9 protein-coding genes are annotated in these 13,254 nt (G+C 74.9%); 7 read left to right on the forward strand and 2 right to left on the reverse strand.

Going from position 1 to position 13,254, the window contains the following annotated elements; genetic code table 11:
• The first annotated feature begins 66 nt into the window (after positions 1-66).
• Complete coding sequence (locus IF47_RS28900) at positions 67-624, forward strand: hypothetical protein (protein WP_051718085.1); 558 nt, start codon at positions 67-69, stop codon at positions 622-624.
• Positions 625-685: 61 nt separating this feature from the next.
• On the opposite strand, the gene IF47_RS0122370 is transcribed toward IF47_RS28900, so the two are convergent.
• Together IF47_RS0122370 and IF47_RS0122375 are read right to left on the reverse strand one after the other, a co-directional pair.
• Positions 686-2,179, reverse strand: a complete 1,494-nt coding sequence (locus IF47_RS0122370) for a multicopper oxidase family protein (RefSeq protein ID WP_031510720.1) — start codon at positions 2,177-2,179, stop codon at positions 686-688.
• A gap of 56 nt (positions 2,180-2,235) precedes the next feature.
• Positions 2,236-2,874, reverse strand: coding sequence for a class I SAM-dependent methyltransferase (locus IF47_RS0122375; RefSeq protein ID WP_031510721.1), 639 nt, complete (start codon positions 2,872-2,874; stop codon positions 2,236-2,238).
• A gap of 355 nt (positions 2,875-3,229) precedes the next feature.
• Here IF47_RS0122375 and IF47_RS0122380 point away from each other — a divergent pair, with 355 nt between their 5' ends.
• From IF47_RS0122380 to IF47_RS0122405, 6 genes are read left to right on the forward strand one after another with little or no spacing between them, the layout of a single operon-like run.
• Positions 3,230-4,363: a hypothetical protein gene (locus tag IF47_RS0122380; RefSeq protein ID WP_425423635.1), complete on the forward strand. Its 1,134-nt coding sequence runs from the start codon at positions 3,230-3,232 to the stop codon at positions 4,361-4,363.
• Positions 4,360-6,885, forward strand: coding sequence for a lantibiotic dehydratase family protein (locus IF47_RS0122385; RefSeq protein WP_031510724.1), 2,526 nt, complete (start codon positions 4,360-4,362; stop codon positions 6,883-6,885). Before IF47_RS0122380 ends, IF47_RS0122385 begins: the two co-directional genes overlap by 4 nt.
• A complete protein-coding gene (locus tag IF47_RS0122390) occupies positions 6,882-8,648 on the forward strand; it encodes a hypothetical protein (RefSeq protein WP_157840019.1) in 1,767 nt (588 codons plus the stop codon). Before IF47_RS0122385 ends, IF47_RS0122390 begins: the two co-directional genes overlap by 4 nt.
• Complete coding sequence (locus IF47_RS0122395; RefSeq protein WP_031510726.1) at positions 8,641-10,629, forward strand: TOMM precursor leader peptide-binding protein; 1,989 nt, start codon at positions 8,641-8,643, stop codon at positions 10,627-10,629. Before IF47_RS0122390 ends, IF47_RS0122395 begins: the two co-directional genes overlap by 8 nt.
• A gap of 59 nt (positions 10,630-10,688) precedes the next feature.
• Positions 10,689-12,254, forward strand: coding sequence for a nitroreductase family protein (locus IF47_RS0122400; protein WP_031510727.1), 1,566 nt, complete (start codon positions 10,689-10,691; stop codon positions 12,252-12,254).
• The gene (locus tag IF47_RS0122405; protein WP_051718087.1) at positions 12,251-13,252 is read left to right on the forward strand and encodes a thiopeptide-type bacteriocin biosynthesis protein; all 1,002 of its coding nucleotides are present in this window, start codon (positions 12,251-12,253) and stop codon (positions 13,250-13,252) included. Before IF47_RS0122400 ends, IF47_RS0122405 begins: the two co-directional genes overlap by 4 nt.
• The last annotated feature ends 2 nt before the right edge of the window (positions 13,253-13,254 follow it).

The following is a 13,254-nucleotide window of genomic DNA, read 5'->3' on the forward strand; positions in this document are numbered from 1 at the left end:
GCCGTCCGCACCCGAGCATGGACGAGGGCTGGTCGGCGGGGCGAAGATCGGGTTGGCTGCTCCTCCATGAGCACGCGTGAGCACGTAACCCCCCATCGCGACGGCACCCGGGGCGCCGCCCTGATCATGACGGTTTTCGGCACGGTGTGGTGGCTGTCGGGCGCGACCGCCCTGAGCGGCGCCCCGGGGACCGCCGCCGTGGCAGGCGGCGCGGCGGCCGGCGCGGCGCTGCTGGTGCTCGCCCTGCGCCGGCTGAACGGTGTGGGCGAGCAGGAGGCGTACGAGCGGGCCGCACGCCGCTTCGGGGTGGTCAACCTGATTCAGGCGATCGCCGTCGCGGCAGTGATCGTGGTCGCGGTACGCGCCGGGGAACCCGCGTGGATACCCGGGCTGATCGCGGTGGTGGTGGGCGCACACTTCCTCCCTCTGGCACCGCTGTTCGCGATGCCCGAGTACCGGTGGGCCGGCGTCCTGCTGATCTGCGCGGGGCTCGCCGGCTGCGGGGCGGCACTGGCGGGTGCCGGCACGGACACCGTACGGGCCCTGGTGTGCCCGGCCTGTGCCGTGGTCCTGTGGGGGGTGGTGGCCCGCTTCCTGCGGGCCGGCGGCGCGGCCTCGGGATGAGACCGCGCCGCCGGCCCGTCCGTGCGGCGTCGTGGGCGTCGCGGGCGTCGCGACGGACGGTTCAGCGCACGACTTCCATCTGTCCCATCATCCCCATGTCCACGTGGTTCATCATGTGGCAGTGGTACATGAACAGCCCGGTGTAGTCGGTGAACTTCACCGCGAACCGGAGGGTCTCCCCCGGAGCCACCGTGACGGTGTCCTTCAGTCCCGCCTCGGTGGGGCCGGGGGGCCGCCCGTTGCGGTCGAGGATCCGGAACTGCGCCAGGTGCGGGTGCATGGAGTGCGGGAGGCCCATCTCCACGTCCTCGTTGACCACCCTCCACACCTCGGTCTTGCCGAGCCGGGACCGGAAGTCGACCCGGTGCATGTCGAAGACCCTGTCGTTGATCAGGTGCCGGCCCGTCTGCGGGTCGAACCGCATGCGGAACTCCCGCTCCAGCACGGGTGTTCCCAGGTCGGGCGCCGGACGCAGTTCGCCGGGCACCCTGCTGGGGTCGTCGGCCTTCCGCACCACGTCGAAGCGCATCACGTCCGGCGTCTCCCCGGGGAACGAGGCCAGGCTCTCCAGCACCACCTGTGAACCGACCGGGTAGTTCGAGAAGTCGACGACGACGTCGATGCGCTCGCCGGGCCACAGCGGCACCGCCCACACCTGGGCCGGGGCGGGGAGCAGGCCGCCGTCCGAGGCGATCTGCGTCATCGGGGCGCCGTCCCGCAGCCGCAGCAGGAAGAAGCGGTCGTTGGCGGTGTTCATCAGCCGCAGCCGGTACTTGCGGGCCGCGACCTCGAAGTACGGCCGGGGGCGTCCGTTGACCAGGAAGGTCGGGCGGTCGGCGAAGCCCTGCGGGTCGTAGCTCAGGGTGCCGTCGTCCTCGAACTTCGCGTCGCGGATCTGGAGCGGGACGTCGTAGCGGCCCTTGGGCAGCGGCAGGGCGTCCTCGAAGCCGTCGGTCAGCACGTAGGTGGCGGCCAGGCCGCGGTAGATGCTCTCCGCGCTGTCCGAGTGCTCGTGGCCGTGGCCGTCCCCGTGCGAGTGGTCGTGCAACCACAGCGTGGAGGCGCGTTGCTTGTTCGGGTAGTGGTAGTACCGGACGTCGCCCGGTTCGGCCTGGTACATCGGGTGGCCGTCGAACCGCTGCGGAACGTGCCCGCCGTGCAGGTGCATCGCGAACGGCACGTCCATCCGGTTCACCTGCCGGATGAGCACCGGGCGGCCCCGGCGGGCCACGATCAGCGGGGCGAACTGCCCGTTGTAGCCGCGTATCGGGGTGGGAGCGCCCGGCAGCAGCTCGACGCGGGACTCCGCGGTGGTCAGTTGGTGGAAGTCGTGGCCGATCATGCGGCGGGGGCGCAGCGGCACCGGGACGTGCAGCGGCACGGTGAAGGGCTCGGTGGCGGAGGTCCGCGGCGAGGGCGCCTTGCCCCGGCGCCGGGACGGGGCGGGCCGCTGCGGCGGCGGGGTGGCCGCCCAGGAGGAACCGGCCGCGGGCAGCACGGCGGCGGTGCCGAGCACGGCCGCGTTCCTGACGAGGTGTCTTCGGGAGAGGGTCACGATGGCGCTTTCCTTTTCGGTTCGGGGACGACGGGCCTGTGGCGGGCGGGCCGGTGTCAGACGCGAGTCATGGCGGCCTGCCAGGCCCGTACGGTGCCCGGGGAGAAGGCGACTTCGAGGTCGGCCGGTTCGAGGGAGTCGACACGCCAGCCGTCCGCGAAGGCGGTCCTGATGTCGCTCTCGGAGATCCGGTGGGGACCCCATTCACCGGGTTCGCGGTCGCTCCAGCACATCAGGAAGTACCGGCCGCCGGTCGGGACCACCGCGCCGAGGGACCTCACCAGCGCCGGACGGTCGTCCGGCGCGAAGCAGTGGAAGAAACCGACGTCGACGACGGTGTCGAACCGCTCCCCCAGTTCGGGCAGCCTCGTCCCGTCCCAGACCAGGAAGCGGACGTCCAGTCCGCGTTCGCGCGCCTTCCGCCGAGCGAGCTCGATGCCGCTCGGCGCGGCGTCGACCCCCGTGGTCTCCAGACCGTGCTCCGCGATCATCAGGGCGTTGTCCCCGCTGCCGCAGCCCACGTCCAGCACCCTGCCGCGCAGGGCTCCGTCACGTGCGAGCCGCACCAGAGCGCTCTGGGGACGGCCGATCTCCCAGCCCGCGCCGGGTTCACCGGCGTAGTGCGCCTCGAAGATCTCCACTCCGCTGCCCGTCGGCAAGCCCCCCGTGGGCGTCCGACCAGTTGTACCGGTCATATCTGCCTCCTGTCGGCCCGCCCATACGATCGGGACGGGCCCAGCCGAAGAACCACGGCTAAGTCGCCGTCACCTTACTCGCTCATTTGTCACGGACAGATATCAATGATCGATGTCACATGGATTCGTGACACATGTCAGGTAACCGTTCCACGCCCGTTGTCCCGGACGGATGAACCATGCAAGATGATCAGCAAATTCCACAGGGTCGGCAAATCTCTGGCCCGGCCCACCGAAGCCGCAGACGACCGAGCCGGCTTTTCTTCCGCTTTCCCGACCATTCCCGAGCACGCGCCTTCCGCCCACCGAACGGAGTCGGCGGGGCACGGCCGGACCTTCGACCGCGAACAGGTGGATGAGTGTGACCGTTGGTGCAGCGACCGCCACCGGGGCGGACACCGGTCAGGCGGCGGGGCTCCGCCTGTACACCCGGACCCCGGTGACCCCGCAGTGGCTGGCCCGCACGGTGGTGCCCGCCGCCCGCGCCCTCCGCGACGACCACGGGGCTTCCCTGGTGTACCTGCGGCGCGGCTGGCTGCACGGCCCCCACGTGGAACTCCACGGCCGGGCCGACCGGGGCGGCGAACTGCCCTGGGACATGATCGGCCGGCTCCTGGACGCCGGGCCGGAACCGCGGTCGGGCGCGCTCACCGAGGAGGAGTACCTGGCCCAGGCGCGTGAACTGGGGCGCCTGGAGCGGGTTCCCCCGCCCTACCTGCCGATGCGGCCGCACGGAACGGTCGAGCCGATCCCCGTCGACGACGCCGCTCGGTGGCCCCAGCCCCTGGACAGTCTGCGTGAAATGGCGCTGGGCCGGATGTGCGTACCACTGATGGACATGCTCGAAGAAATCACCCGGGATCGCTCGAAGGCCTCCCTGCGGCTGGCCGAGGCATTTACCGCACTGGCCGATTCGCATCATTCCGGGGCCGCTTACGGGACTTTCTCCCTGCGTTCCCATTCCGAGGCTTTCATGGCCTGGGCGTCCGCTCGGAAGGATCCACGCCCGGCGTTCAACAAACGTTTGAACAATGATTCCCCGCAGTTTCGCGAAACAGTGGGCAAGGCCCTCGCGGGCGAATACGGACCGCACGGCGCGGCCTGGCGCTCCGCGTTCGCGTACTGCATGGGCCTGTTCGACTCCGCGGTGGCCGCCGGAACGCTGACGCTGGCGGGGCTGGAGTCGCTGGGCGCCGGGTCCGACGACGCGCCGACGGGCCCGCCGGGCGCGGCCGACGGCTCCGAGGGCCGGCCCAGCGAGTTCCACCGCACCGTCGCCGCCACCGGGCTCGTCGACGACCCGCCCGAGTGGTTCGCCTCCTACCGCCTGTTGGTCAACCTCTTCTACCAGCAGCTCCCGCTGCTGGGGGTCTCCCCGATGCAGCGCTACTACATGTGCCACGCCATCGCCGAGACCGTGGACGAGGTCCTGGGCGCCTCCTGGCAGGAGCGGCTGCGTCGCATGCGGGACGGGGGCGGGGCACGATGAACACGACGGTGCCCGACGAGCCGGTGTGGATGCTCCGCGTCAACCCGCTGCGCCGCTCCCGCCTCGGCGACCGGCGGCTCACCGGTCTCCTCGCGGACCTGGTGGACGCCGAACGCGCGGTGCGGGCGGCGGCCGACACCTGCTCGGACGTCCTGTACGAACTGGTCGCCGCGGCCGACGACCCCGACGAGCGCGGGCGGCTCATCGCCCTGCGCCGCGACATCCACAACGACCGGCGCCCCCGTGCCGCGCTCGACCCCGAGCCCGCCGCCGTCGCCCACTGGCGGCAGGTCCGCGAGCACCGCGACGGGCTGCGGAGCCGGATCGCACAGGAGTACCCGGAGGCGGCCGACCGCGAGCGGACGCGCCTGGCCGAGGTGCTGGGCGACGACGACCTCCGGCGCGCGCTGGCCCTGGTCGCCCCCGAGGTGGCCGGGTCCGCCGAGCGCTACCGCAGGGCCGCCGCCGGACGGGTGCCGGCCCGGATCCGCAAGACCGAACGGGGCCTGCTCCAGTACGTCACCCGGGCCATGCTCCGCACCAGCCCGCTGTCCCGGTTCACCGCCGTCGGTCTCGCCCTGCCCGACGAGGACGGCATCGCCCCCGACGCGGTGCGGTTCGACGGCGCGACCGCCTTCATGGGCCTGGACCGGGTGATGCTCGACTACGTGCTGGGCGGTCTGGAGGCCCGGCCGGGCGACCTGGACCCGCGGACGTGGGTGCAACTGCCGCCCACCTCGACCGTCGACCCGGGCAGCGGCAGGCTGTACTTCCTCCGCACCACCGAGCAGGGCGTAAAACGCCTGGCCGCCCCCCTGAACGGTTCCGTCCGGCCGCTGGTCGAGGCCACCGCCCTGGGACCGCGCCGGGCCGCCGCGGTGGCGGCGGACTTCGCCGCCCGCGCCGGCTGCTCCCCCCAGGAGGCGCTGAGGGCGGTGGCGAAGTCCGTGAGCGCCGGAATCCTGTGCGTCTGTCACGGCCCCGAGGACGGCGGCGCCGACTTCGAGGACCTGCTCCACCGACCGGCGTCCGCCGCGGCTCCCCTCCTGGAGGAGATCCGCGGCCTGCTGCCGGCACCGGCGGACGCGCCGCCCGCCGACCGCGAACGCGACCTGGCCCGGCTGAACTCCGCCCTGAGCCGGCTGAGCCTGGCGGCGGGGCGTCCCGCGCAGATCCTGGTGGAGGAGGACTACGTCGTCCCGCCCGTCCGGGTCGCCACCTCGGCCTGGCGGACCCGGTTGGACGACCTGGCCGCCGGGGTCGGGCTCCTCTCCGTCTTCGACCGGATGCACGACGTGCGGGCGCTGCTGAGCGCGGTGTTCACCGAGCGGTTCGGCGCGGGCGCCGAGGTGTCCCTGATCGAACACGCGGCGGACCTCGTCGGCGAGGTGTACCGCAGGGGCGGCGACTACGACGGCACGGTCGCGGCCGGCACCGGCCCCGCCGACGGGTCCCTGGACCGGCTGCAGGACCTGCGGCGCCGGATCACCGAGGCCCTGGGCGCCGAACTGGACCGGGCCGCCGAGCGCGGCGAGGACCTCGTCCTCACCGCCGCCGACGCCGCCGACCTCACCGCCGGCCTGCCCGACCGCTTCCGGCAGGGTCCGCTGGCGTACGGCGTGCTGGTCCAGCCGTGGCGGGACCGGCTGGTCTTCAACGACGCGTACGCCGGGCACGGCATGCTCTACGGCCGGTTCCTCGGCTACGACCGCGCGCTCGGCGGCGACGCCCTGGACCACACGGCGCGGCGGCTCACCGCCCAGTACGGCGCGGACGGCGCCCGGGTCGCCGAGGACCTCGGTCTGCACCGGCTCAACGTCAACGCCCACGTCCCGGTCCTCGCCGACGGGCTCCGGCCGGACGACTGGTTCCCCCTCCGGCTGGCGCACGATCCCGACACCGACGGCCTCACCATCCGCGACGCGGACGGCCGTGACCTGCGGGTGCTCACCCTGGGCGCGGGCCACCCCGAGCTGTTCCCGCCGCCGGTGCGGCTGGCGAGCTGGCTGCTCAGCGGCGGCCGGCTGTACGAGGACCTGGTCGGCCGCTGGTACGCCGCCGCCGGACGGGACGACCGGCACACCCACCGCTGCCCCCGGCTGTCGGTCGGCTCGGCGGTGCTCGCCCGGCGCCGCTGGTACGGCGGCCGGGAACTGGCGGACGCCGTGGCGGCCGGTCCCGGCGAACACGACCGGCTGCTGGCCCTCACCGCCTGGCGCGCCCGCCACGGCGTGCCCGAGGAGGTCGTGCTCAAGACGCCGTTCGACGACGACTACCGGCAGGAGGCCGACACCTCCGGCGAGGACGCGCGGGAGCACCGCCGTCGCCAGAAGCCGCAGTACGTCGACCTCGCCGGCGCGCTGAACGTCCGCGTGCTGCCCCGGCTGATGGAGCGCCGCAGCGCCGGCTACGTGGAGGAGGCACTGCCCGGCGTCTCCGACGGCGACCACGCCGTCGAGTGGGTCGTCGAGATCGGCCGTGCTCCCGGCGGCCCGTTCGAGTACGGAGGGAAGACCGGATGAGGATGAAGGCACGGCCGTACCTCCACTACGCGCCGGTACCGGGCGGGGTGTACCTCAGCGGGGCGGGCGCGCAGTTCGCCATGAAGGGCCCGGAGCTGCTGTTCAAGATCGTCGACGTGTGCGTGCCCCTGCTGGAGGACGGCGCCACCGAGGACGAACTCGTCGCCGCCCTGGGGTCCGAGCGCGCCCGTCCGGCGGTGCGGAAGGTGACCGACGGGCTGCGCGGCCACGGCATGCTGCTGGACCTGGAACGGCTGACCGTGCCGGAGCCGCCGCGGGAGGTGCGCGAGAGGCACCCCGAGGCGCTGGCCTGGCTGGAGTCGGTCTCCGACGATCCCTACGCCCTCTTCGAGCGCTTCCGCGACGCGCGGATCCTGCTGTGCGGGCCGTCCCGGGTCGTGCTGCCCGCCGCCCGCGGCCTGGCCCGGGCGGGCGCCCGGCGGCTGAGGCTGGCGGCGCCCGACGCGGACGCCGTCTCCGCGACCGCGCTGCGGCTGGGCGCCGAGGTGCTGCCCGTCTCCCCGGAGAGCCTGGTCCGGGCGGCCGGGGACGCCGACGCCGTGCTGTACCACCGGGAGGAGACCGGGGCGGACGGGGAGTTCGGGACGGACTGGCTGCCGGAGGGCGTTCCGGTGGTGGCGGTCCGGGCGGTCGGCCCGCTGGTCCTGGCCGGCCCGGTCGTCCGCGATCGGGGCGCGCGCCGCCTGTGGGCCGACCTGGACGGGCGGGCCCGGCAGTGGGCGACGGCCGAGGACGCCGAGGGCGCCGCCCCGGCCGCGCGGCCCGCGGCGGACGCGCTGGCCGGGGCACTCGCCGGCCAGGCACTGTTCGAGGCCCTGACCGAGGGTGCGGTGCCCGGCGAGGCCCACGTCCTGCACGGCGCGGAGGTCGCGGCCGAGCGGGTGCTCGTCCCGTCCCCCGTGGAGCCCGAGCACCCCCTGCGGGACCTGGCGGACGCCGAGCCCGCCGCCCTGCCGACACCGGAGGAAGCGGTACGGGCCGTCACCGCCGCCGCGGCTCCCTGGACCGGGCTGTTCGTCCTCGCGGGCGGCGCCGACCTGCCCCAGATGCCGCTCGCGCTGCGGGAGACGGAGTACCGCGCCGGGCGCACCGGAGGCGTCGCCTCCTGGGGACGGGACCAGCGGGCCGCGACCGTCGCCACCGCGCTGGAGACGCTGCGCGGCCTGGTGCCTTCGGGGTCCGGGGTCCCCGCCGCGGGCCTGACCGAGGAGCGCTGGCTGCTCGACGGGGTGCTGCGCCTGCTCGTGGCCGACGCCCGCCCCGTGGACGCCGCCCCGCCGGAGCCGGGGCCGGAGGCGGTCCTCGTCCGGAAGGGCCTGGCGGAGTACGGGGCCGGGGACGTCCGCACCCTGCTGCTGCACGTCCCCGGTGTGGACTGGCGGCTGTGTCGCGCCGAAGTCGACGGGGCACGGCCGGTCCTGGCCTGGGGCCGGGACGGCGCCGAGGCCGTGCGCGCCGCGCTCGGCACCGCCCTGGCGGCCGCCCAGGTGCGGCACCTGCGGGGCACGGGCGAGGGCGGCACGGTCCCCCGTGCGGTCCCGGAGGTCCACACGGACGTGCTGGCCACGGCCGACGGCGCGGCGATCTCCTCGTTGCGCGAGCAGGTCGCCGCGTACGCCGCCGCGACCGGGGTGCGCTACCGGGGCCACTGCCACCGCGCCGACCCCGTCCTGGGCGAACTCCCGGTCCACTACGGGCCGGTGCGGGTGTACTCCACCGGACGGGAGCGGGCCGATGGCTGACCACCCGCCGGCCGCCGAGGCCGCCGAAACCACCGCCGTCGCCACCGCTGTCACCACCGCCGCCGTCGCCGCTGTCGCCGACGGCCTCGACGGTGCGTGGTCCGAGGCGCTCGAACCGCTGCTCCGCACCGCTTCGGGCGGGGTGTCCCTGGGCCACGGCTGGGACCTGGAACGGGAACGCGACCACTGGCGGCGCGCCGCCGAGGGACGCACCGAGCACCTGTCGGTGCGGATCCACGACGACGAGGTGCTCGTCGGGCCGCGCTGGGTCCCGGACACCGACGCGGGCTGCGCGGGCTGCGCCGAGGTACGGGCCCGCGTGGCCGTGACCCACCCGTTGGTGGCCGACCTGACGGAGCCCTGCTCCCGGCCCGCCCCCCGCCGTCCGGCGCTGCTCCCGATGCTGACCGCCGCCGCGGAGCACTTGGCCGAACGCCCACTGCGCCCCGGTGAGCTGTACGCCGTCGGGCGGCGGACCGTCCGCCGCCACCGGGTGGTGCGCGCCTTCGACTGTCCGGTGTGCGCCCCGGCGCCGGCCGCGCGGGAGGCCGCCGGGCCGGTCCCCTCCCCGCTTCCCCCGCCGCTCCCGGAACCGCTGGTGCTGCGCGACCGTCCCGCGTCCCCCCAGGACCCCGTCCGGGGCACCGGCGGCAGCCGCCTGCTGCGGCCGGGCGCGCTCCGCGAGAAGCTGGTCGACCCCCGCTTCGGGCCGGTGCTGGAGGTGGTCCGCGAGTCCCGCGCCCCGTTCGCGATGAGCATGGCCGCCGCGCTGGAGTCCATCGCCATGGGGTACGGGCGGGCGTTCACCTTCGCCGAGGCCGAGCCGGTCGCCATCCTGGAGGCGTACGAGCGGATGGCCGGCTTCCCGCACGCCGCCCCGGTCCTCACCGACCTGGCCCACCGGGACATTCGCGACATCGCGCTGGACCCGCGGACGCTGGGCCGGTACACGCCCGAGCAGCTCGCGCATCCGAGCTGCCGGGTGATGCCCAGTGACCTCGACACCCCGATGGACTGGGTGTGGGGCCACGACCTGGACACCGGGGAACCGCTGCTCGTCCCGGCCGACATCGGCTTCTACCAGTACGACTACCGCTACCGGAAGGACCGTTGGGCCGCCCGGGCCGAGGGCGCCGCGCCCAGACGGCACTTCTTCCACGAGTCCTCCAGCGGCTGCGCGCTGGGCTCCTCCCTGGAGGAGGCGGCCCTCCACTCGCTGCTGGAACTCGCCGAGCGCGACGCCTTCCTGATCTCCTGGCACCGTGCCCTGCCCCTGCCGTCGATCGACCCGGCCACGGTGACCGATCCGGTCTCCCGCCGACTGCTGGCACTGGTGGAGTCCCGCGGTTTTGACGTCCACCTGCTGGTCGCCACACAGGACATCGGGGTGCCGGTGGTCTGGGCGCTGGGGGTCAACCGCACCGGAGGCTTCCCCGCCACGTTCTCCGCCGCGGGGTCCGGGATCCGCCCGGAGTCCGTGGTGCGCGCCGCCCTGTGGGAGCTGGGGCAGATCGTCACCGATCCCGTCGAGTGGAGCCGGGCGGAGGCGGAGGCGATGCTGGACGACCCGTGGCGGATCGAGGTGCTCGACGACCACCTCCGGCTCTACACGCTGCCGGAGAGGCGGGACCGGGTCACCACCGTGCTCGGCGGCCCCCGGATCGCCCTGGCCGACGCCTTCCCGGGCTGGCCCGAGACGTTGGAGCGGGCCGCGGCGGGCGACGTGCGCGGCGCGCTGGAGTACGTGCGGGGGCTGTACGCCGCCGCCGGGCTGGACCGCATCGTGCTCGTCGACCAGACCACCCGCGACCACGCCGACCTGGGCACCGCCGTCGCCAAGGCCGTCGTCCCCGGAATCCTCCCGATGTGCTTCGGCCACGCGCACCAGCGGCTGGTGGGCCTGCCCCGGCTGACCTCCGCGCTGGTCGGCACCCCCTCGGAGCACGGAAGCGCCCCCTTCGACCCGCATCCGTTCCCCTGACCCCGCCCGGACCCGGCCCGCCCCGACCACACCAGCACCAGCACCAGCACGGAGAGCGCATGGAGACCGCACCCGCCCGCAGTGAACGCGCCGGCAGCCCGCTGCCCGACGACGCGGACTTCATGACGCGCGACATGATGTGGTTCGCCTACGGCAACGGCGCCGACCGGCCGCGCCCGCCCGTCCAGCCCACCGGCCCGCTGTCGGAGACCGAGGTGGACCCCGGGCTGCCGGACGCCGCCCGGTCCGGCGCCCCGACCGCGCTGCCGCACGGCACGGTCGACCTGCTGGAGGGGATGCCCTTCCCCCACGGCCGGTTCTCCGGCGGCGCGGGCGCGGACCGGCTGGGGCACGCGCTGGTCGCCGCCTTCGGGGTGCACCGGCGCGAGCCGGAGAACCCGTTCAACGACCACCGCGGCTATCCGTCGGTCCGCGGCAAGTTCCCCGTCCAGGTCCTCGTCGGCGAGCGGGGGCGCCGGCGGGCGCTCGACGTCTACCGGCACGCCCTGGTCGACCTGGACACGGCGGAGCGGCCGGCGCGTGCGGCCGGCTCCGGGGTCGAGATCGCGCTGGCCGGCCGCTACACCCGGCTGCCGCCCGTCTACAAGTGGTTCCGCGGCTCGCTGGTCCACCTCGAACTCGGCATCAACCTGCGCATGCTGTGCCTGGGCCTGGAACTCTTCGGGCTGCGGGGCCGGCTGCGGCTGCCGGACGCGTCCGCCGAGGAGGCCCTCACCGCGCTCGGGCTGACCCCGTCGTGGCAGTGGTCGCTGCCGCTCACCGTCGAACTGGACACGGACACGGACCCAGGCGCGGAGGCAGGCACGGGCACGAGCACGGACACGGGCACGGACGCGGGCCCGGCCCGGTCCGCGTCCGACAGCGCCGGCGCCGCGACGGGCGGCCCCGACCACGTCCTGGCCGAGGCCCTGGCCGTCAACCGCGCCCAGGACTTCCGCGAGCCGCCCGCTCCCTTGGGCCCCGCGGTCCCCGCCGCGACGGGCGGACGGGAGCTCTCCTGGGCGGAGCTGCTGTGGCGCCGCACCTCGGGGCGGATGCCGCGCGGCCTGTACGGGATGAACGGCAGACGGCGGCGGCTGCCCGCCGCGGCCCTGCGCGACGCCGTGGACTGGCTGGCCCTCCCGCCGCCCGGCGGAACACTGCGCGCCGTGTACGAGTCCCTCCGGATCAGCGGCGTGGTGCAGGCGGTCGACGGCTTCGCCGACGGCGTCCACCGGCTCGTCGACGGGGAGCTGTCCCCGTACTCCGAGGACCCGACGGCCGCGGCCCGCCTGGAGGAGCACTACGGCTACCCGCTGGCCCCGGGCAACGGCTGCGACGTGCGGCACGCCGCCACGATCTGGTTCCTGTCGGTGCGCCCCCGCGAGGTGATGGAACGGTTCGGCCCCGGAGCCTGGTGCGCCGCGCAGTACGCGGCCGGCTGGGCCGCGCAGGGCCTGTGCCTGGCCGCCGCCGCGCACGGCCTCTACGCCCGTCCCGTGCGGGCGTTCCAGGAGGTGCCGACCCGCCGGATCCTCGGCCTCGACCCCGACGAAATGATCGTTTTCTCCGTGATCACCGGAACTCCGCGCTACACCGGACCCCTGCTGGACGTGAGACTGTGACGGACCCCGAACGGACACCACCCACCCCGCCTTCCGGTGCCGCCGCCCGCTGGCACGCGTGGCACCTGCACCTGGGCTCCGCCGCGCGGTCGCTGCACGACCGCGTGATCGAGGACGTGATCCGGCCGACGGTGGCCGAGACCGCGTCGGACCGGCCCTGGTTCTTCATCCGCTACTGGCAGGGCGGCCCTCACCTGCGGCTGCGCGTGGGCGACCTGGACGACGCCGGACTCCGGCGGACCGAGCGGCTGCTGCGGGAGCGGCTGGAGACCGCCGGGAAGCTCGCGCCGGACGAGGCGCCGGTGGACCCGGAGGACTACCGCCGCGAGGCGGAACGGCTGGCGGCGGCCGGGGAGTTGGAGGCCGGCACGCCCGTGGAGGACCTGACGCCGCCCGGGGTCCACCGGCGCTCCTACGAGCCCGAGTACGAACGCTACGGCGGCCGGGACCTGATGCCCGCCGCGGAACGGCTGTTCCAGCTCTCCAGCGAACTGGTCGCCGGGCTGCTGCCGCGCCTGCCCGACCAGCGGTCGCGGGTGCTCGCCGCCCTCCGGGCCACCATGGCCGCCGCGGCCGCCCTGGGCGACGCCGGGGAACAGGCGGCGTACTACGCGCACGCGTACCTGATCTGGCGGCAGTGGGGGGCCGCGTTCGGCTACGGCCGGGAACAGCTCGACCAGTTGTGCGGCGTCGGCCGCGGCGGCACGGTCCGCATCCGGATGCCGGACGACCACGGCCCGTTCGCCGGCTGGCACCGGGCGCTGGCCGAGCACGCGCGGGACGTGCGGCGCGACACCGACACGCACCCCGGGCGCCTGGTGTTCTCGCACGTCCACATGTTCCACAACCGACTGGGCCTGACCCTGGTGGAGGAGCTCCAGACGTACGCCCGGCTGACCCGGGCCTTTCCCGCCTCCGAACTTCCCGCCCCCGAATCCTCCGGCCCCGCACCCTCCGGCTCTCCGACATCCCGGCCCGCCGCCGAAGCGGCATCGTAAGG

It is taken from the genome of Streptomyces megasporus, from assembly GCF_000718985.1.
GTDB lineage: Bacteria > Actinomycetota > Actinomycetes > Streptomycetales > Streptomycetaceae > Streptomyces > Streptomyces megasporus.